Source organism: Aureimonas pseudogalii (assembly GCF_014196835.1).
In the GTDB taxonomy this organism is placed as follows: Bacteria; Pseudomonadota; Alphaproteobacteria; order Rhizobiales; family Rhizobiaceae; genus Aureimonas; species Aureimonas pseudogalii.
This window is the reverse complement of sequence record NZ_JACIEK010000007.1, coordinates 208,941-227,970: the sequence shown is the minus strand read 5'-3', so window position 1 is coordinate 227,970 and position 19,030 is coordinate 208,941. Positions and strand designations below refer to the sequence as shown.

Here is a 19,030-nt window from a genome sequence, read left to right as displayed (position 1 = left end):
CTCGCATTACGGGCGGCAGCTGACATAGCAAAGGCCGTTACATCATTAAGAACTTCTCGATGATGTCCATGCGCGGCTCTACGCCGAGGCCGGGCTCGGTCGGGAGATGCGCGTAGCCGTCCGCGATCCGCACCGGGTTGCGCGCGAGGTTGCGGCTGATCTCGCCGGGCTCGACACAATATTCCATTACTAGGGCATTCTCGATCGCGCAGAGGAAGTGCAGCGAGGCGGCGGTGTTGATGTCGGTGGTGAAGTTGTGGTTGCAGACCTTACGGCCGCGCGACTTGGCATAGGCGGCGATCTGGATCGCCTGGGTGAAGCCAGTGCGGGTCAGGTCGATCTGCACCACGTCGATGCCGCCCTCGTCGATGAGCCGCTCGAAGCCGACCACCGAGCATTCCTGCTCGCCGGCCGCGATGTACTGACTGCATGCGGCGCTGACTTTGCCGTAGCCGGCATAGTCGTCGGAATGCAGCGGCTCCTCGATCCAGAACAGCTTGTAGGGCTCGAATAGCTGGGCGCGGCGGACCGTCGTCTTAGCATCCCACGCAAGGCCGACGTCGAGCATGAAGTCGACGTCGTCGCCGATCGCGGTGCGGATCGCCTCGACATAGCGCAGGTCCATCGCCTCGTTCTTGCCGAATGGCTCCCAGCCGAACTTCACGCCGGTATGGCCGGTGTCGACAGCGTGCTTGGCGCGGTCGACGGTGTCGGAGACCTCGAACTGGAACATGTTGGAGGAGTACACCCGCATCCTGTCGCGGATCGCGCCGCCGAGCAGGTCGACGATCGACTTGCCAAGTGCCTTGCCCTTGATGTCCCAGAGCGCGATGTCGATGCCAGCCATCGCCTGCAGCACGGCGCCGCCGCGGCCATAGAAGATCGTCGCGCGGTACATCTTCGCCCAGAGCCTGGCGGTGTCGAGCGGGTTCTCGCCGATCAGCAGCGACTTCAGGCCGGTGACCATGGTGTGGGAATAGGGCGCGTCGATGATCGCCTTGACCACCGACGGGCAGCCGTCGACTTCGCCCCAGCCGACGATGCCGGCATCGGTGGTGATCTTGATGATCAGAGCATCCTGCGAACTGTCGGTGCGCTGCTCGATAACGGGAAGCCTGAGGTAGAAAGCTTCGACTTGGGTAATTCTCATAGAATGTCAGGTCCTGTGCTGCGTCGGACGCCGTCGAATCGCCGCCAACATTGTATTAACGTATACGATAGTTTGCTGGAAAGAGGCCAGCCTATTACGGGTCGCCCCGCTCCCGGCGGCGTTCGGCGATGATCTCTTCGTAGTTCACGTCGAGGGACTGCACGCGGATGTGGTCTTCCAACTCCTTCCGCATCATCGCGATGTCGCCGGAGATAAAGACGGCGGCGAGCGCCCTGTGCTCATGGATAATGGTCTTCATCGGCTTGCCGATGGTCGACAGGCCGAACAGCACGGTGAGCTGGCGGGAGATAGATTCCCACAGCGTGTCGAGCACCGGGTTCAAAGCGAAGCCGCAGAGGATCCGGTGAAAGGCGGTGTCGGCGGCGGCGAAGTGGTAGGTGTCGTTGCGTTGAGCCATCAGCACCAGTTCTTCGATCGCGGCGTCCAGCTGGCGGATTTGGGTAGGACCGTTGCGGCCGGCTTCGATCGCCCGGCACGCGGCCAGAGTCTCGATCGCTACACGCACGTCGATGATGTGTTCCAGCCGCTGCTTCGAGACCTCCATCAGGCGGATGCCCTTATAAGGCTCGCTGGTGACGATGCTCTGGCTTTCGAGAATGCGCAGCGCCTCGCGGATTGGTACCCGGCTCATGCCGAGATGGGCCGCGAGGTCCGGCTCGCTTAACCGGTCGCCGGGCAGGATCAGTCCGCGCGAGGCGGCCGAGAGGATCGAGTCGACCGCGTGGTCAACGAGCGTGCGGGGGCGGGCCGCCTTCCAGCGCTGCGGGTCGTCCTCGAGTTGCACGATTGCTTCTGGAGCCGCTACGCCGAGTGCGCGCGGCCGCGTCGCGCGGCGGCCGGTCGCCGGCTTGCGCTTCTTGTCCTCGGCATTGGATCCGGCCATTTTCATCCCCTCCGGGCAGCGTCCCTGCGAACGGCCCGTCCTCCTGCCACTAGTTCTGGCGCATCCGCGTCACGAACTGGCCAAAGCCCGGTTCGACCTTGCGGTGGCCATCGATCTGGACGCTGATTCCCCGCACTAGCGTGTGCACCACCCTGCCACAGCAGGCGAGACCCTCGAAAGCGCTCCAGGGCGCAAGACCATGGAAGAGTACGCCGCTGACGATCCATTCCGCCGCCGGGTCGTAAAGCGCGAGATCGGCATCCGCCCCGATCCGGATCGCGCCTTTTTGGGGGTAGAGGCCCATCAGTTTGGCCGGGCCCGAAGCGGTCATCCGGGCGAACTCGCCGAGGCCCAAACCGCGCTTGTTGACGGCTTCCGAAAAGAAGATGGGGCCAAGCGTCTCGACGCCGGTAAGGCCCATGCCAGCCTCCCAGATCGAGCTGTCACCCGACCGCTTTTGCGCGGGGAGGTAGGGGCAATGGTCGGAGGCGAGGGCGTCGACCTTGCCGGCCAGCACTTCCGCCCAAAGCGCGTCGACCGTGGCGCGCGGCCTAAGCGGCGGGCCGCAGCGGGCGTTGGCGCCGATGCGGACGAGATCCTCCTCGTCGAGCACGAGGTAATGCGGGCAGGTCTCGAAGCTCGCGCGCACGTCCAGCTTCGCCGCGCTAATCAGGACGGCGGCCTTGGCTGAGCTGACATGCACGACATGGCAGCGCACGCCGCTCTCGCGCGCCAGTGCCAGCACCCGGCCGACCGCCTCAATCTCTGCGATCTCGGGTCCGGCTTCGGCATGCGCGCGAATATCGTGCCGTCCGGCGGCCAAGAGCTTCGCCTTCGCCGCTACGAGCAGGTCGTGGTTCTCCGCGTGGATGCCAATCAGCCCGTCGAAGCGCTCGATCTCGCGCATGGCGTCGAGCAGGAACCCGTCGCGGATTTGCGGCAAGCCTTTCTCGTCGGGCGCATCACCGGCCGGGTCGCCGCTGGTGAGGAAGGCTTTGAAGGCGATGGCGCCGGCGGCGTCGAGCCCCGCAAGTTCATCGAGATTGTCGCCGTCGAGGCCGGCCCAAAGGGCGAAGTCGACCGCGACACTGGCGTCTAACAGCGCCCGCTTGCGGTTGAAGTTCTGCACCGATGTCGCGGGCGGCGCGGAATGCGGCATCTCGACGACCGTCGTTACGCCGCCGACGGCTGCGCCAATCGTGCCGTCGCGCAGTTCCTTGACCGGCTGGTCGTGCGATCCGGTGAAATGCGTGTGCATGTCGATGGCGCCGGGCATCACAATCAGTCCGTCCGCTTCGATTACCTCCGCCGCCGCGCCGGCCGTGCCTCGCGCAAAGAGAGCAGAAACTTTTCCGCCGGTGATGCCGATGTCCGCCTCGACCGGTCCCGCCTCGGTGACGACGAGGCCGTTGATGATCAGTCTGTCCATCAGGCTTTCCTTTCCCGTTTCGACAGGACGTGCACCGCGGCGTCGGCGAGGGAATTGTCGACGAGGATGTCGAACGAGGCGGCGCGCTGCAGCCAGCCGACATCGACGAGCAGCGCCGAGAAGCGCTCGAAGTCGGCGCGGGAGATCGCCGGGCTCGGCGCCAGCACGCCGGACGCGTGGTAGCCGTCAAAGCCGGCTACCAGCCCATCCAGGGGATAGCCGGGATAGGCCTCGCTGACGAGTTTCGCTGTGAAGATTGCCGGCTCCATAGCCATGAAGGCCTGCGCCCGGGCAATCGCGCGGACGAAGGCGACAAACTCCGACCGCATCGCTGCGATGCGCTCCGGGCGCGCGATGTAGGCGCTCCACGGAACGGCGCCGGTCGGGCCGGCGAGCTCCGCCGAGATGCTGAGCCGGCCGCTGACGATGTACGGCGCCAGCGCGTGCAGCGAATGCAGCGCGAAATCGTAAGTGCCGGCAGCAACGGACGCGACATCGGCCGCTTCGTCGCCGCTTCCGGGCACCAGCGTCACGCTGCTCAGTTCGATGCCGACCTTGGCCAGCAGCCAGAGGAAGGTCATGGTCGCGGTGCCGACATTGGCGACGTCAACGATGGTCTTGCCCGCAAGATCCTCGAGCTCGACGGTCGGCGCGCCGGCAGGTCCGGCCAGGATCCAGGGATTGCCGGCGGCGACGGCGCAGAACGAGACGAGACGGTCCTCGCCGTCCTCAAGCATCTTCATCGTCACCATCGGCCCGCCGACGGTGAGTTCGGCCCCTCCGGCGAGCACCGCCGGGACCTGGCCGCCGCGCACGGTGTGGCCGCCGGTTCCAGCGACCTGGAATTCCACCGCGACGCCCTCGGCGCGGAAGAAGCCGAGCGCCTCGGCGACGAAATGAACGCCATAGTAGATGCGCGCCTCGCTGGGGTCGCCTTGGTTGAGGCGGAGCACGGGCAGCGGCGGCTGGCTTTGGTCGGTCGGGGTCATCGGGCGCCTCCATCTTCGACGAGGTGGCTTGGGCGAAGCTCGGCGAGCGAGGCGGCGCCGAGCCAGCTGGTGATGGCGAGGGCCTCGTCGAGCCAGCCGCGTAGCATCGCTTCCAAAGCCGCCTCGCCGCCGCCGACGAGGGCGGTGATCACGGGGCGAACTGTGACGGCGAAGTCGGCGCCGAGGCAGCGTGCGACGACGAGGTCGGTCCCGTTGCGCACGCCGCCGTCGAGCCCGAGCGGCAACGGCGTCTCACCGCGCAGCGCCGGCAGCTGACGCGCTGACGCGGCCCAGCGGCCGCTTTGCCGCAGGCCGATGTTCGAGGCGATGATGCCGGCGGCACCGGCGCTTTCGGCCTTCGTCGCATCGTCTGGATGCAGGACACCCTTTAGCAGCACCGGCAGGTTTCGCTCAGCCGCGGCGCGGCAGACGGTCGCGATGTCGGGCCAGCCCCAGCCTGGAAAAGCAGAAAGAGGGGAGACGCCGGGCCCCGTCGAGCCGATCGTCGACCAGCCGCGGCGGACCAGCTCTTCTCCAATTGAAAAACCGCCCGGCTGCAGGCCAGGCACCGGGTGCACCGGCGCCAGCACCGTCAGCACCAGGCCCATCGCCTTGGCGTCGGCGGCCGTGTCGAGGAGGCCGAGAATGCGGTCGACGGGGCCGGCGGCGCGCAGTTGCAGGAAGGCGGCGTCGTGCGCGGTTGTGATCTCGGCGAGCGGTGTAACGGTCTCTTCCGAAACCATCAGCGGCAGGCCGATGCGCTGGCAGACGCGGGCGATCGGCATGAGGCCGTCCTCGTTGAACACGCGGTCACCCGCATAGGCGCCGACCGCGATAGGCCCTGCAAAATGGCGTCCGAGGAGTGGGAGGCGGACGTCGGCCCCTTCGGCGCCGGTCAACACCCGGGGCAGCAGCCGGTAGCGGGTGAGATCGTGGGCATTGCGGTCACCCTCGTCCGGCCCGGCATCTCGCGGCTGGCCGATCATGTAACGGTAGAGCGCCTCGCCGAGCACAGCGCGGGCTTCGTCGGCGAAGGGCAGCGGCGCGGTCATGCCGGTACCGCTTGCTTGCCGGCGAATTCCTGGCGCAGGAAGGCGGCGAAGGATTCCGTTTCTGGCGCCTGCAGCCGTGACGGGGGGCCTTCCTCGACCAGTCGTCCGTTCTGCAGGAACACGATGCGGTCGGCGACGGTCGCGGCAAAGGCGATGTCATGCGTCGAAATTAGCATGGTCATGCCGGTCTCTGCGAGGTCGCGGATGGTCTGGTTGACCTCGCGCACCAGTTCCGGATCGAGAGCCGAGGTCGGCTCATCGAAGAGGAGGACGTTGGGCTCGCTGGCAAGCGCCCGGGCAATTCCGACGCGCTGCTGCTGGCCGCCGGAGAGTTCGTGCGGCAGGCTGGTCTCGAAGCTCGACAGGCCGACGCTGGCAAGTGCACGGCTCGCCTTGGCGCGGGCGACGGCCTCGGGCAGGCGCTGCACGAGGCGGGGGATCGACATGGCGTTCTCCAGCGCCGTCATGTGATCGAACAGGGCAAAATGCTGGAAGACGATGCCGACGCCCGACGCGGCGCGGTTGCCCGGCAGATGCCGTTCGCGCAGCGGCTTGCCGTCCGTGGTGCGGCCGATCGGGTGTCCCTCGACCGTCACCGAGCCGCTTTTCGCTGGCGCCAGCGCCAGGATCGCCTTCAACAGCGTGCTCTTACCCGAGCCCGAGCGGCCGAGCAGCACCACGACTTCGCCGCGGCGAACGCGCAGAGTGATGCCGTCGAGCACCGTCTTGTCGCGATAGGCGACATGCAGGTCGTCGATGTCGAGGATGGTCGCGGCATTTTCGGAGAAGCGGCGCGCGGCGTACGGGCCCGTTGGCAGTGCAACCGCGGCGACGGCGTTTCTGGCCTGCTGCTTGCGGGCGCGTTTCGCACGGTGCTCCAGGCCGACCCGCCGTTCCAGGTACCATTGCATCGCCGCGATCGAAGAGGAGAGGATCACGTAGATCGCTCCGGATGCGACGAGCACCGGAATAAACAGGAAATTCTGCGAGACGATGGTCTGTCCGCGCATGGTGAGTTCGTTGACGCCGACGACAGAAGCGAGCGAGGTGGACTTCAGCAAGCCTACGGCCTCGTTGCCGAGCGTTGGCAAGATGGCCCTGAGCGCCTGCGGAATGACGATCCGGACCATTTCGGTGGTGCGGGAGAAGCCGAAGGCCTGCGCCGCCATGCGCTGGTCGCGGTCGGTCGACTGGATGCCGCCGCGAATGATTTCCGCGCAGAACGCCGTCTCGTTGATGGTCAGCGCCAAGAGCGCGCTGGTGAAAGCGGAGAAGGTGATGCCGAACTGCGGCAGCACGTTGTAGAGCAGCACCAGTTGCAGCAGCACCGGAGTGCCGCGCAGGATGTAAATGTAGGTCTGTACGGGCAGGCGGATCCACCAATGCCGCGACAAGCTGGCGAGCGCCAGAAAGAAGCCGATGATAATGCCGCCCGCGAGGGCGCCGACGAGCAGTTCAATCGCGATCACAGCTCCTTCCCAGAGATAGGGAAGGGTCAGATAGGTGAGGAAGTCCTGCATGTCGGCGCCTTCGTTGGGTTGGTCTAGCCGCGGATCTCGACCGGGCGCTCGCCGTCGGCACCCTGGCCCCAGAAGTCGAGCAGCTTCTTCTGCACGCCGGTCTCCTGGATGATCTTCATCGCCGCGAACACTGCGTCGCGGATCTCACCCTTTTCCTTGGCGACGGGAAAACCCACCATGATCGGCAGGTCGACGGTGAACGCTGTCTCCAGCGTGTCGTCGGTTTTGGTGATCTGACCAGCCGAGCCCGCCTCGGTGAGGTAGATATCGGCGCGGCCGCTGCGGACCGCCTGGATGCTGTTGTCAGTGTTTTGGACAAGCAGAAGGTCTATCGCTGGCTTACCGGCATCCACACACACTTTGCTTTGCTCAGGGATCAGCTTTGTCGCCTCGTACGCACCGGCCGCCGAGGCGACGGTCATGCCGCACAGGCTGTCGAGAGAGGTGAGCTTCTTTGGATTGCCCTTGGCGACGATCGAGCCGTCACGAACCTGGACCGAGGCGATGAAAGTGACCTGCTTCATCCGCTCTTCGGTGACGTACAGCATGGGGCCGATATCGGCGCGGCCGCTGTTGATCGAGGTGAGCAGGACGTTGAACGAGCCCGTCTGGTAGGTCGGGGTCATGCCGAGACAGCCGCCGATCCGCTCGAACAGCGAGGGATCATGACCTTCGAGGCGCGATGGGTCGTCTTCTGCCGGGGCTTCCCAGCCCTTAGTGTAGCCGCCGAGGCCGACTTTCAGCTCTTTGCCGACGAGCGACTTATGCGTTTCCTGCAAGGCTTTGCAGGCCGGCATCTCGGCGAACGCCTTGGCGCTCGGCTCGATGGTTTCCGCGGCCTGGACCGGGGCGGCGATCGCGAAAGCGAGTGTCGCGGCGCCGCCGAAAAACGCGGTGAAGCGGCGGATGGCAGTAGGCATGGGCAGTCACTCCTGGGCGCGGTTGATAGGGACGCCGTGATCGACGCCTTTCGCACCGGCGAGCCGTCGCGCGGGTCGCTCGTCAGTGCGCATGTTCCGAAAGGCGTCGGCGGGCGGCTAGTAGCCGAGGGTCCGGTCGACGACGTTCGTGAGCGGCTCGCCGGCAATGCGGCGGCGAAGGTTTTCGACGAAGATGTCGAGGCAACGCTCGACGTAGCCGTCATGGTCGTCGATGCTGCAGTGCGGCGTCATGATGAGCCGCGGGCAGGCCCAGAGCGGGTCGGTCTCCGGCAGCGGCTCGACCGGGTAGACGTCCAGCACCGCGCCGCCGAGATGGCCGGCGCGCAAGAGGCCCGCCATCGCGGCATAGTCAACCACCTTCGCCCGGCCGACGACGATGACGCCGGCACCCTTCGGTAGGGATTCAAGCCGCTTGCGGTCGATCAGCCCTTCAGTCTCCGAGGTCAGCGGCAGGGTCGAGATCAACATGTCGGCTTGGCGCAGAACCGCGTCGATCTGGTCGATCGCGATGGAGTCGTCGAGTTTTGCATCACTCGATCCTGAGCGGGTGACACCGATCACCTTGACGCCGCGCGAGCGGAGTGCCGCAGCCGCGGCCTTGCCGATGCCGCCAACACCGAGGATCACCGCGGTCTTGCCAGCGATCGGTCCGCCGAACAGCGGCTGCCACTGCCGCGCCGCCTGGTCTGCAACGAATTGCGGGATGGCATAGTTCAGCATCAGGGCCGCGGTCAGCACGAACTCGCCGCCCTTATCACCGTGCACCCCGGAGGCGTTGGTGAGGGTGACATCGGCCGGCAGCGTCGGCAGCAGCGCCTCGACGCCGGCCGACACCACCTGGACCCAGTCGAGCGCCGGCGCGGCGGCCTTGGCCGCGGCGATATTCAACTTCCGGCAGGCGAAGACGATCTCCGCGCCAGCGATCGCTGACGCCATCGCGGTGGGGGTGCCGTTCTCCGTCACGGTCAACCCATCGGTGGCGATGCCCGCCGCCACCAGCCGTTCACGCAGCCGGGTCGCCGAGAGTTGCAGAGCGTCGCTGTCATGTTCGATATGAATATGCATTCGCTCTCTCCGAGTCCGGGCTCAGCCGGCGCCAACCGCGATCGCATCCATCTCGACCAGGAGACGGGGATCGTTCAGCGTAATGCCGACTGTGGCGCGGGCCGGGTAGGGTGCCTCGAAGAACTCGGCGTAGACCGCGTTCATCGCCGCGAAATCCTCGAGCCGTGTCAGGTAGATGCCGACCTTGCCGACGTTCCGCATCGTCATGCCGGCGTTCTCGACCAGCGCCTTCATGTTCGTCAGGACCTGGCGCGTCTGGCCCGCGACGTCATCGCCTACCACCGCGCCGCTAGCGGGATCGATAGCCACCTGCCCAGATACAAATAAGATCGACCCGCACTTGAGAGCTGACGATAGAGGGGCCGAACCCATAGGGCGATCGCTGGCGGACGTGCCGGGATAAGAGATGGCGATAGGCATCAGCTGACCCTTATTTCGTATTAGCGTATATTCGTATACGAAATTTGTTCGGTCAATGTTTAGCGTGCATATCCTTTACTCAAGCCATGCCCAAATATTGCGCTTTGCGTCAACTGCAGCTAAAATTTTTAGCGATCGAAACTCTCTTGCACCATAAGAGGTTTTCAGAGGAGCGAAGTAATTACCCTGAGTTTGCGGGATGTTCAGGGTGTCTCGGAGTGCAACAAACCAATATGCGGAACGTGTCCTAGGCTCAGGACTCATTGATCAGATCTAGAAGATGACGGTGGCTGCGATGCAAATGGCTGAGAAGAAGGTATGGGCGCATCGGTCGTAGCGGGTTGCGACGCGCCGCCAGTCCTTGAGCTTGGCGAACAGGTTCTCGATCTTGTGGCGCTGGCGGTAGAGGGCCCGGTCGTAGGCGAACGGGATCTTGCGGCTTCGGCTCGACGGGATGCAGGGCTCGATACCTCGTGCATTCAGCGCCGTTCGAAACCAGGCGCTGTCGTAGCCCCGGTCGGCGATCAGATGGGCGGCGGGTGGCAGGGCGTCGAGCATGAGGCGAGCGCCTCTGTGATCGCTCATCTGGCCTTCCGACAGCAGCATGACGATCGGCCGCCCGTCGTTGTCGCAGACGGTGTGGAGTTTGGAGTTCAGTCCGCCCTTGGTCCGCCCGATGCGACGGGGAACATCCCCTTTTTAAGGAGGCTCGCCGCCGTGCGGTGAGCCTTGAGGTGCGTGGCGTCGATCATAATGCGCTCGGGCTTGGGCCCCTGGCCGGCGAGCCCGGCAAAGATGCGATCAAACACCCCCAGCCGCGACCAACGGATGAATCGGTTGTAGAGCGTCTTGTGCGGCCCGTAGCCGGCGGGCGCGTCCTTCCACTGCAACCCGTTGCGGATCACGTAGACGATACCGCTCACCACCCGCCGATCATCGACCCTTGGAACCCCGTGCGACAAAGGGAAAAACGGCGATATCCGCGCCATCTGGCGCTCGCTCAGAAAAAACAGACCGGCCAACCGAACCTCCGTTCGAAAGCACCACTGAATCAGACTTCAAAGTGAATTTATAGGTCCTGAGCCTAGGTTTAGCAACTCAATCAACGACCCTTGGGATCACGCAGCAAGATGCAAATGGCCGTCGGGGGCAAAGGAAATGTCAGCTCTGATCTCCTTTTTCCGATTAGCGGACAGGTCGCTTTCGCCCCCGAAGCGACTGCAAATCGAGCGATGCGGACAGTTGCAATAGGCTACATCCACTTCGCTTTCATCGTGAATGGATGGCTGGCCAGACGCACGGGATCGCATCGGCCAGCCGATGAACAATTAGGCGAAGGCTACAGTGAGTGCTTCGTCGATCGCCGTGGTGATGGCATCGATATCGTACACAGACGCAACGAGCGCTGGGGCAAGGCAAAGGACATTATTGAGCCCGGGCACCGAGCGATTGGACGCGCCGATCATGACGCCGCGCGCGGTGGTCTCGGCAATGACCCGAGCGATGCTCTTCTCGTCCACAGGCTCCTTGGTTGCGCGGTCCTTGACGAGTTCCGCCCCTTGGAAGAGGCCCATGCCGCGCACGTCGCCGATCACGGCGTGCTTGTCCTTCAATGCCTCGAGATTGGCTCGCAGGCGCGCGCCCATGGCTAGGCAATTTTCGAGTAGATGCTCGTCCTCGATGATGCGCATGTTCTCGAGCGCCGCCGCAGGCCCGCCGGCACAACCGCCGAACGTCGAGATGTCGCGGAAATGAGCCATCGGATCGGCCGCACTTTTGAACATTTCGAACACGGCTTCGGTGGTCACCGTGCAGGAGATGGCGGCGTAGCCCGAGGCGACGCCCTTGGCCATGGTCACGAAGTCGGGCTGGATGCCGAAGTTCTGGTAGCCGAACCAGGTGCCGGTGCGCCCGAGCCCACAAACCACCTCGTCGATATGAAGGAGGATGTCGTACTTCCGGCAGATCTCCTGTACGCGCTCCCAGTAGCCCTTCGGCGGCACGATGACGCCGCCGCCCGCCGTGATCGGCTCAAGGCACAAGAGGCCGACGGTCTCCGGCCCCTCGCGTAGGATTACCTCCTCAATGGCATCGGCCGCGCGCTCGCCGTAGTTCCCGACGTCCCACTGCTTGCGGTACTCCAAGCAGTGGGGAACCATGACGAAGCCGTCGGGATAGGGGCCGTACATGGCCGCGCGTTCCGGCTGGCCGCCCGCGGCGAGCGTGGCGATCGTGGTGCCGTGGTAGTCGCGCTCGCGGTAGAGGATCTTCCACTTGCCTCCGCCGTGATGGCGCTGTGCGATCTGGCGCACCATCTTGAAGACCTTCTCGTTGGCCTCCGAGCCGGAATTATTAAAATAGACGCGCGACAGGCCCGGCATCTTTTCGAGAAGCTTTTCGGCGAAACGCGCCGCCGGGATCGAGCCCGCCGACTGGGCGAAGTAGTTCATCCGCACGAGCTGGTCGCGCACGGCATCTGCGATGGAGGTGCGGCCGTAGCCAACATTGACCGTCCAGACGCCGCCCGACAGCGCATCGAGATACTCGCGCCCAGCGGCATCCCAGACCTTCAGCCCCTTGCCCTCCACGATGATGCGCGGATCGTTGGTCTCCAGCGGCTTGTGCTGGAGCATGTGGTGCCAGACGTGACGGCGGTCCGCCTCGATGATGGGGCGCATGTCGTTGGGCTGGGGAACGGCGTTCATGGCGTGGCTCTCTTGGAAGTAGGACTGAAAGATGCTGGCGTCAGTGCATGAATTCGGGTTCGGAGCGGGCGAGCTGTCTCTTGACGCTTTCGAGGTGCAGCCGCGCGCTTTCCGGGTCGCCTTCGCGCATCTGGCGATAGGCGCGCTCGGCGATCATGGGCGCGATCGGCTTGAGGGGACGCCCGAGCGACATCGCCTTCACCTGCGCTTCGGCGGCACGCTCGAGATAGTAGAGGTCGTCGAAGGCTTCGGCGATCGTGGGACCGAGTACCATGACGCCATGGTTCTTCATGAAGACGATGTCGGCGTCGCCGATCGTGGCGGCGATGCGCCGGCCCTCGCTCTCGTCGAGCGCGAGGCCGTTGTAGTCCTCGTCGACGGCGGTGCGGCCGTAGAACTTGAGGGCCGTCTGGCCTGCCCAAACGAGCGGCGGCCCTTCCGTCATCGCAAGCGCAGTTGCATGGGGCATGTGCGTGTGGAACGCGGCTGTCGCGCGCGGCAGCGCCTTGTGCAGCGGGGCGTGGATATAGAAGGCCGTCGCCTCCGGCTGGCCCTCGCCCGCGATCACCCGGCCCTCGAAGTCGCAGATCAGGAGCTTGGAGGCGCTGATCTCGGCGAAGGCCCAGCCATAGGCGTTGACGAGGAAGAGGTCGTCATGGCCGGGCACGACCGCCGAGAAGTGGTTGCAGATCCCCTCCTGCAGCCCGAGCCGGGCCGCCATGCGGAAGCAGGCGGCCAGATCGATCCGCGCCTGGCGCACGGCGTCCGTGTCGAGCGACTGGTTGCGGAGCACGGCGGGGGAACCGGATTGGACGGTGAATTCGTGGGCCAAGGCGGGTCGTCTCCTCGCAGGCGTTGGATGGGGCGGACACGCGGCGTTCTTCGCCGGATGGGGGGTCCGGCGACGATAGGGTGGCGACCGCTCGGTCGGGGGGTCAGATTCGGTCTAGGGAATGCGCCAGAAGCTCGACCCCCCTGCCGATACGCTCGGCGTCGATGGCATTGAAGCCGAGGCGCATGAAATTGGTCGGGGCAGCGCTCTCGAAGAAGAACTGCTCGCCGTACTCGAAAACGACGCCCTGGCGCGCGGCCGCCCAGGCGAGCTTGCGGGTGTCGATCGCGCCCGGCGCCGCCAGCCAGAACGCGCTGGCCGTCGGCGAGCCGATATGGCGGCACGCATCGAGATCGCGGGCGAGCGCCCCGTGCAGGAGATCGCGCCGGCGGGCATGCTCGGCTTGGAAGGCGCGCAGGTGCGCGTCGTAATAGCCCTGCGCCAGGAACTCGGCCATCATGCGCTGGTTGTTGAGCGGCGGATGGCGATACATCAGCCGGCGCAGCGAGCGCAGTTCGTCGACGAGATCCGCGTCGGCCACGAGATAGCCGAGCCGCAGACCCGGCGAGAAGGGCTTCGACAGGCTGCTGAGATAGATGACGCGGTTGCCGGCGCCGCCTGCCTTGATCGCCGGAAGGGCGTCGCGGTCGAGGTTGAGCTCTGCGTCGTAGTCGTCCTCGATCACGATCTGGTCGTTCCGCCGGATGCCTTCCATCAGCCGCTCACGCCGTTCGACGCTCATGACGATGCCGGTCGGCACTTGGTGGCTGGGCGTGAGGTAGACATAGTCGCATTCGGCCATCTGCGGCGTGAGCACGAGGCCTTCCTCATCCATCGGATGAAGCTGCACGTCGGCGCCGTGCAGTTCGAAGATCGACAGGGCATCCCGGAAACCCGGCGTCTCCATCACCACACGCGTCTGGCGGTTCATCAGCAGCGCGGCAATGAGATAAAGTGCGTTCTGGGAGCCGAGCGTGACGAGGATCTCGTTGGGCTTGGCCCAGATGCCGCGCTTGGGCAGGACGCGCGTGCGCAACTGCTCCACCAGCATGTCGTCGTCGCGGTCGAACCGGTCGTGCAGCCAGGACGGCGCGCTCTCTCGGCGCAGCGCCTTGCGCGAGGCCTCGCGCCAGCGCTTCAGCGGAAACAGGTCGCGCATCGGCTGGCCGTAGACGAAGGGGTAAGGGAAACGTGCCCAGTCCTGCGGCCGGAAGACGCCAGACGTCATGCCGGGGCGGAGCTTGAAGCGTCGTTCCCAGTCGAGCGCCCCGGTCCCGCCGGCCTCTGCCACGGCGTCCCCGCTGCCCTCGGATGCTTGGCCATGGGCCGTGGGGGGAGATCCGCCGGCATAGGCGGGATGCAGGAAGAAGCCGCGGCGCGGTTGGCTGACGATGTAGCCGCTGTCGAGAAGGCTCTCGTAGACGAGGTTCACGGTGTTGCGGGAGACCCGCAGCTGGTCAGCCAGCTTGCGGCAGGAGGGCAAGGGCTCACACGCCGGGAAGCCGCCGCCGAGGATCGCCGAGACCAACGCCTCGCGAAGCTGCTCCTGCAGCCCGCGGCCCGGCTCGAAACGGACGGGGAGAAAGTGGTCGATCATTGGGGGCTCCGCGCAAGCTGCGAGGGAGTCCCAGGCAAAACTTGCGCCAGACAGCCGGATGCAGACCGACCCATGCGGCAGGGGGCGGCGGCATGGAACGCGGTCCGCCATCCTCGTCCGCCGAAGGTTTGGGCAGCAGCGTCGAGGCGCCTCTGGCTCAAAGGCGCCCAGGCTGCCTGCGTGATATGCAGGGCGCATGGGTCAGGTCCTGAGGCCCCTTGGGGGACGCGATCTCGGGAGGGGCGGCACCCGGACTTCGAGGGTCCTCCACCGGCCGTCCGCGATCCTAGAGACGGATTTTCGCGGAGCGATAGGACCAGTTTCGTCGTCGAATGGGTCCAGTCAAGCCTCTGACATTGCGGAAACCTTGCGGCGGCGGCCGTTTGGGTGATGCGGTGCACCCTGACACGAGCGCATTGCAAAACTGGTCCTATCGCTGCTTGAATAGGCATTTCTATGATCCGTTTATTCCGTCAGCAGCCTGGTCGACAGGCCGCCGCCGCTTCTTCCGAGAGCGTCTCATAGAACAGGAGCTTCCGATGCCCATGACGAGAATGGCCCAGGCCTTGAGGCCGATCAATTTGCTGCGTGGTCTGGCCCTGGTCGGCGCGTTCGTATCGTCCTTGTCCACGGCCCTTGCCGACATGTCCGACATCAAGGCCAAGGGCGTCATGACGGTCGCGACGGAGGACGACTACGCGCCGTTCAACTACATCGTCGACGGCCAGCCGGAGGGTTTTCACAAGGAACTCCTGGAAGACCTGCAGGCCTTCGCCAAGAAACAAGGATTTGAGGTCAAGCAGGAAATCCTGCCCTGGACCGGTCTCCTGGCCTCGGTCTCGTCCGGCCAGTACGACATGGCCTTCACCGGTGCGCTCGTCACCGACGACCGGCTTCGCGTCTTCAACTTCGCTCCGCCCTTCGCCTCGGCACAGCACTACTATGTCAAGCGCAAGGGCGACGACCGGATCGGCGACATCGCCAGCCTCTGCGGCAAGACCGTTGGGCTGCAGGCCGGCAGCGCGCTCCTCGCCCGCCTGCCGGAGCTCAAGAAGATGATGGCGGACAAGAACTGCGAGATCGGCCAGGTGGTCGAGTACCAGTCCTACCCGGAAGCCTATGCCGACCTCGCCAACGAGCGACTCGACTACGTGATCAACGCGCTGATCTCGATCAACGACCTCGTCAAGAACAAGGGCGACGTCTTCGAGAAGGGCATGGCCGTGTCGGGCGCCGGCTTCGCGGCCTGGCCGATGCCGAAGGAAAGCCCCGAACTCCTCGAATTCGCGACCGCCTTCATGAAGGAGGCGCGCGACGGCGGCCGCCTCGCCGCTCTTCAGGCCAAGTGGTTCGGCGAAGCCTTCCCCGACCTGCCGACCGACCCGATCAAGGACGTGGAGCAGTTCCACAAGCTCGCCGGGCTGAACTGACGTCGCCGGCCTCCCGCTTTCCATGCGCGACGGCCGACATCGGACACGACCACCTTCGATGACGGGCGGACATGACGCAAAAAGCCTGGCTACTGCTTCTGGAAGGCGCCTGGGTCACGCTCTGGATTTCGGGCAGCGCGATCGCCATCGGCCTCGTTCTCGGCCTCGGCGTCGCGCTCCTGCGCGCCGCCCGGATCCCGGTGCTCGATCAGGTGCTCGCCGTCTACACGAGCCTTGCACGCGCCACGCCGCTCGTCACCCTGGCGCTGTTCCTGTTCCTGGCCGCGCCCCGCTTCGGCATGCCGCTGGACCGGACGACGACGGCGATCCTCGCGCTGACGCTGAACACGACCGCCTTCAACGCCGAGATCTGGCGCACCGCCTTCCTCAACTTCTCGCGCGAGCAGCGCGAGGCGGCCTATGCCTGCGGGATGGCGCCCGTGACCTTCTTCCGCCACATCATGCTGCCGCAGATGGTCACGACCAGCCTTCCCGGCCTCGTCAACGAAATGTCTTTCCTCGTCAAAAGCAGCCCGGCCATCGCCATCATCGGCCTCGTCGACCTCACGCGCGTCACCAACCGGATCAGCGCCGTGACCTACCAGCCGCTGCCGCCCATCCTCGCCGCCGGGTTTCTCTACATGATCATGATCGGCGTCCTCATCAAACTGCAGTCCCGGGCCGAGCGGAAGGCCAACCGGCTGGCGATGTGAGGAGCGCTCGATGACCGAATGGACCATCCTCTGGGAAAGCCGCGACATCATCCTGTCGGGCCTCTGGATAACGCTTTGGATCTTCGCGCTCTCGACCCTCGGCGCCTTCCTGATCGGCGGCCTCATCGTCTACGGCATGGAAGGGGGCGGCGCCTTGGCCGCCGCGCTGCGCGGCTACGTCAACGCGATGCGCGCCCTGCCTTTCCTGGTGCTGGCCTATCTTCTCTACTACGGCCTGCCGCAGCTCGGCCTGCGCATGTCGGCCGTCACTGCCGGCCTCCTCGCCATGACGATCTACCACGGCGCCTATTTCGCGGAGATCCTGCGCGGCGCGCGCCTGGTGCTGCCGCCCGGAACGGTGGAAGCGGCCAAAGCCTACGGTTTCCTGCCGCACAAGACCTTCCTGCGCATCATCTCGCCGCAGCTCCTCCTGCGCACCCGCCCGATGATCGGCAACCAGCTGATCTATGCGCTCAAGGACACGTCCTTCCTCGCCATCATCACCGTGCAGGAGCTTACCGCGGCCGCCAACGCGCTCCAGGCCCAGTACTTCATCCCGACTGAAGCCTTCGTCGTCGTCATCGCCCTCTACTGGGCCATCACCGTCTGCCTCGAGCTTGCCGTGAAGAAGGCCGGCGCGCTCGGCATCAAGCGAGGCTTCGAGAATGTCTGAGCGGCCGGCCGTCGAGATCCACAAGCTCTGCAAGAGCTTCTCAGGCTTCGAGGTCCTGCGCGACATCGACCTTACGGTCGCCAAGGGCGAGGTCGTGAGCGTGCTGGGCTCTTCGGGGTCGGGCAAGTCCACCATGCTCCGCTGCATCAACTGGCTGGAGGAGCCCGACAGCGGCACGATCCGCATCGCGGGCGAGCGCATCGGTTTCAACGAGGCCAAGAAGCGCAAGATGACCAACCGCGAGATGGCCGCCATCCGCGCGCGCGCCGGCATGGTCTTCCAGAGCTTCAACCTCTGGCCCCATCTCAACGTCGTCGACAACGTGATGATCTCGCCCGTCCAGGTGAAGGGCATGCCGAAGGCGCAGGCCCGGGAGGCGGCGATGCGGCTTCTGGAGAAGGTTGGGCTCCTCGAAAAGGCCGAGGTCTATCCCTTCACCCTGTCGGGCGGGCAGAAGCAGCGCGTGGCCATCGCCCGCGCGCTCGCCATGAGCCCGGAGGTCATCCTCTTCGACGAGCCGACCTCGGCGCTCGATCCCGAGCGCGTCGGGGAGGTTCTGCAGGTGATGCGCGACCTCTCGGCGGAAGGGTACACGATGATCGTAGTCACCCACGAGATGGACTTCGCGCGCGCCGTGTCCGATCAGGTCGTCTTCCTCGACAAAGGGCTCATCGTCGAGAAGGCGCCGCCGGAGAAGTTCTTCGGCAACCCTGATTCGGAACGCGTGCGCAAGTTCCTCGAGCGTATGGACTGACGCCTCCGCGGCCGTCCCGGCTATTCCTACTTCAGAAAGTCTCGCCGCCGCGCTTGCGCGCGGCAGTGCTCATTCGCCCCCAAGGACCCCGTCATGACCAACGTCGCCTTCATCACCGGCGCGACCTCCGGCTTCGGCCGCGCCACGGCCCGCCGCTTCGCCAGCGAAGGCTGGGCGCTCGTCCTCACCGGCCGACGCCTGGAGCGGCTGGAGGACCTGAAAGCCGAACTGGAGGATCGGGTGCCCGTCCATATCGCCGCGCTCGACGTGCGCGACGCGTCGGCCGTCCAGGCTGTCGTGGACGAACTACCGGCCGCGTTCCGCTGCGTCACCGCGCTCGTCAACAATGCCGGCCTCGCACTCGCGCCGGAACCAGCACCCCAGGCCGCACTGGCGGATTGGCATACGATGATCGACACCAACGTGACCGGCCTCGTGAACACGACGCATGCCGTCCTGCCGCTCCTCATCGAGACGGGCACGGGCTCCAGCATCATCAACATCGGCTCGGTGGCCGGCGAGTGGCCCTATCCCGGCAGCCATGTCTACGGCGCGACCAAGGCCTTCGTGAAGCAGTTCAGCCTCAACCTGCGCTGCGATCTCCTGAAGACGGGTGTGCGCGTGACCGACATCGCGCCGGGCGCGGCCGAAACCGAGTTCACCATGGTGCGCACGCGCGGCAACCAGGCGGCCTCCGACGCGATCTACCGCAACACCACCCCGCTGACCGCCGAGGACATCGCGGACCAGATCGTCTATGTCGCCACCCTTCCGGCGCATATCGCCATCAACCGGCTGGAGATCATGTCCCAGCGCCAGGCCTGGTCGCCCTTCGCCGTCGATCGGGACGCCTGAG

The 19,030-nt window shown here is 65.5% G+C and carries 18 protein-coding genes; 5 read left to right on the top strand and 13 right to left on the bottom strand.

Annotated features, from left to right (window positions below; translation table 11 throughout):
• Positions 1-37: 37 nt before the first annotated feature.
• The 13 genes from GGR04_RS14400 to GGR04_RS14340 all read right to left on the bottom strand — a co-directional run bounded on the left by GGR04_RS14400 (position 38) and on the right by GGR04_RS14340 (position 14,604).
• Complete coding sequence (locus GGR04_RS14400; RefSeq protein WP_183200613.1) at positions 38-1,150, bottom strand: mandelate racemase/muconate lactonizing enzyme family protein; 1,113 nt, start codon at positions 1,148-1,150, stop codon at positions 38-40.
• Positions 1,151-1,244: 94 nt separating this feature from the next.
• Positions 1,245-2,054 carry a GntR family transcriptional regulator gene (locus GGR04_RS14395; protein ID WP_183200612.1) on the bottom strand — a complete coding sequence of 270 codons (810 nt, stop codon included), beginning with the start codon at positions 2,052-2,054 and terminating at the stop codon, positions 1,245-1,247.
• 49 nt (positions 2,055-2,103) lie between these two features.
• Positions 2,104-3,483, bottom strand: coding sequence for a dihydroorotase (locus GGR04_RS14390; RefSeq protein ID WP_183200611.1), 1,380 nt, complete (start codon positions 3,481-3,483; stop codon positions 2,104-2,106).
• Positions 3,483-4,472, bottom strand: a complete 990-nt coding sequence (locus tag GGR04_RS14385) for an ABC transporter substrate-binding protein (protein ID WP_183200610.1) — start codon at positions 4,470-4,472, stop codon at positions 3,483-3,485. Before GGR04_RS14385 ends, GGR04_RS14390 begins: the two co-directional genes overlap by 1 nt.
• Positions 4,469-5,524: an alpha-hydroxy acid oxidase gene (locus GGR04_RS14380; protein WP_183200609.1), complete on the bottom strand. Its 1,056-nt coding sequence runs from the start codon at positions 5,522-5,524 to the stop codon at positions 4,469-4,471. The genes GGR04_RS14385 and GGR04_RS14380 overlap by 4 nt, the downstream gene beginning before the upstream one ends.
• Positions 5,521-7,044 carry an amino acid ABC transporter permease/ATP-binding protein gene (locus GGR04_RS14375; RefSeq protein WP_183200608.1) on the bottom strand — a complete coding sequence of 508 codons (1,524 nt, stop codon included), beginning with the start codon at positions 7,042-7,044 and terminating at the stop codon, positions 5,521-5,523. The genes GGR04_RS14380 and GGR04_RS14375 overlap by 4 nt, the downstream gene beginning before the upstream one ends.
• A 23-nt stretch (positions 7,045-7,067) precedes the next feature.
• Complete coding sequence (locus GGR04_RS14370; protein ID WP_183200607.1) at positions 7,068-7,964, bottom strand: transporter substrate-binding domain-containing protein; 897 nt, start codon at positions 7,962-7,964, stop codon at positions 7,068-7,070.
• Between the two features lie 117 nt (positions 7,965-8,081).
• On the bottom strand, positions 8,082-9,050 hold the full coding sequence (locus tag GGR04_RS14365) for a D-2-hydroxyacid dehydrogenase (protein ID WP_183200606.1): 969 nt from the start codon (positions 9,048-9,050) through the stop codon (positions 8,082-8,084).
• 21 nt (positions 9,051-9,071) lie between these two features.
• Positions 9,072-9,470, bottom strand: coding sequence for a RidA family protein (locus GGR04_RS14360; RefSeq protein ID WP_183200605.1), 399 nt, complete (start codon positions 9,468-9,470; stop codon positions 9,072-9,074).
• 273 nt (positions 9,471-9,743) lie between these two features.
• Positions 9,744-10,492, bottom strand: a protein-coding gene (locus tag GGR04_RS14355) for an IS5 family transposase (protein WP_183200604.1) whose coding sequence is annotated in 2 segments (ribosomal slippage) — positions 9,744-10,159 and positions 10,159-10,492 — 750 coding nt in all. Because the reading frame shifts where the segments join, the coding sequence is not laid out codon by codon here.
• 306 nt (positions 10,493-10,798) lie between these two features.
• Entirely contained in the window at positions 10,799-12,175 is a 1,377-nt protein-coding gene (locus GGR04_RS14350) for an aminotransferase family protein (protein ID WP_183200603.1), read from the bottom strand.
• Between the two features lie 40 nt (positions 12,176-12,215).
• The gene (locus GGR04_RS14345; protein WP_183200602.1) at positions 12,216-13,007 is read right to left on the bottom strand and encodes an aldolase; all 792 of its coding nucleotides are present in this window, start codon (positions 13,005-13,007) and stop codon (positions 12,216-12,218) included.
• 103 nt (positions 13,008-13,110) lie between these two features.
• Complete coding sequence (locus tag GGR04_RS14340; protein WP_183200601.1) at positions 13,111-14,604, bottom strand: aminotransferase-like domain-containing protein; 1,494 nt, start codon at positions 14,602-14,604, stop codon at positions 13,111-13,113.
• Positions 14,605-15,248: 644 nt separating this feature from the next.
• Between GGR04_RS14340 and GGR04_RS14335 the strand changes: the two genes are divergently transcribed.
• From GGR04_RS14335 to GGR04_RS14315, 5 genes are all read left to right on the top strand, one after another.
• Complete coding sequence (locus GGR04_RS14335) at positions 15,249-16,034, top strand: transporter substrate-binding domain-containing protein (RefSeq protein WP_210291794.1); 786 nt, start codon at positions 15,249-15,251, stop codon at positions 16,032-16,034.
• A gap of 71 nt (positions 16,035-16,105) precedes the next feature.
• A complete protein-coding gene (locus GGR04_RS14330) occupies positions 16,106-16,747 on the top strand; it encodes an amino acid ABC transporter permease (protein ID WP_183200600.1) in 642 nt (213 codons plus the stop codon).
• 10 nt (positions 16,748-16,757) lie between these two features.
• Positions 16,758-17,420 (top strand): amino acid ABC transporter permease, encoded by a 663-nt coding sequence (locus GGR04_RS14325; protein ID WP_183200599.1) that lies wholly within the window; start codon positions 16,758-16,760, stop codon positions 17,418-17,420.
• Complete coding sequence (locus GGR04_RS14320) at positions 17,413-18,174, top strand: amino acid ABC transporter ATP-binding protein (RefSeq protein ID WP_183200598.1); 762 nt, start codon at positions 17,413-17,415, stop codon at positions 18,172-18,174. Before GGR04_RS14325 ends, GGR04_RS14320 begins: the two co-directional genes overlap by 8 nt.
• Positions 18,175-18,267: 93 nt before the next feature.
• Positions 18,268-19,029 carry an SDR family NAD(P)-dependent oxidoreductase gene (locus tag GGR04_RS14315; RefSeq protein WP_183200597.1) on the top strand — a complete coding sequence of 254 codons (762 nt, stop codon included), beginning with the start codon at positions 18,268-18,270 and terminating at the stop codon, positions 19,027-19,029.
• Position 19,030 lies beyond the last annotated feature (1 nt).

Bases quoted from the DNA above. Each gene is read 5' to 3' on its own strand.
- GGR04_RS14325 (WP_183200599.1), top strand. From the start codon at position 16,758: ATGACCGAATGGACCATCCTCTGGGAAAGCCGCGACATCATCCTGTCG.
- GGR04_RS14330 (WP_183200600.1), top strand. From the start codon at position 16,106: ATGACGCAAAAAGCCTGGCTACTGCTTCTGGAAGGCGCCTGGGTCACG.
- GGR04_RS14400 (WP_183200613.1), bottom strand. From the start codon at position 1,150: ATGAGAATTACCCAAGTCGAAGCTTTCTACCTCAGGCTTCCCGTTATC.
- GGR04_RS14375 (WP_183200608.1), bottom strand. From the start codon at position 7,044: ATGCAGGACTTCCTCACCTATCTGACCCTTCCCTATCTCTGGGAAGGA.
- GGR04_RS14365 (WP_183200606.1), bottom strand. From the start codon at position 9,050: ATGCATATTCATATCGAACATGACAGCGACGCTCTGCAACTCTCGGCG.
- GGR04_RS14395 (WP_183200612.1), bottom strand. From the start codon at position 2,054: ATGGCCGGATCCAATGCCGAGGACAAGAAGCGCAAGCCGGCGACCGGC.
- GGR04_RS14380 (WP_183200609.1), bottom strand. From the start codon at position 5,524: ATGACCGCGCCGCTGCCCTTCGCCGACGAAGCCCGCGCTGTGCTCGGC.
- GGR04_RS14320 (WP_183200598.1), top strand. From the start codon at position 17,413: ATGTCTGAGCGGCCGGCCGTCGAGATCCACAAGCTCTGCAAGAGCTTC.
- GGR04_RS14370 (WP_183200607.1), bottom strand. From the start codon at position 7,964: ATGCCTACTGCCATCCGCCGCTTCACCGCGTTTTTCGGCGGCGCCGCG.
- GGR04_RS14335 (WP_210291794.1), top strand. From the start codon at position 15,249: ATGTCCGACATCAAGGCCAAGGGCGTCATGACGGTCGCGACGGAGGAC.
- GGR04_RS14350 (WP_183200603.1), bottom strand. From the start codon at position 12,175: ATGAACGCCGTTCCCCAGCCCAACGACATGCGCCCCATCATCGAGGCG.
- GGR04_RS14315 (WP_183200597.1), top strand. From the start codon at position 18,268: ATGACCAACGTCGCCTTCATCACCGGCGCGACCTCCGGCTTCGGCCGC.
- GGR04_RS14360 (WP_183200605.1), bottom strand. From the start codon at position 9,470: ATGCCTATCGCCATCTCTTATCCCGGCACGTCCGCCAGCGATCGCCCT.
- GGR04_RS14385 (WP_183200610.1), bottom strand. From the start codon at position 4,472: ATGACCCCGACCGACCAAAGCCAGCCGCCGCTGCCCGTGCTCCGCCTC.
- GGR04_RS14340 (WP_183200601.1), bottom strand. From the start codon at position 14,604: ATGATCGACCACTTTCTCCCCGTCCGTTTCGAGCCGGGCCGCGGGCTG.
- GGR04_RS14390 (WP_183200611.1), bottom strand. From the start codon at position 3,483: ATGGACAGACTGATCATCAACGGCCTCGTCGTCACCGAGGCGGGACCG.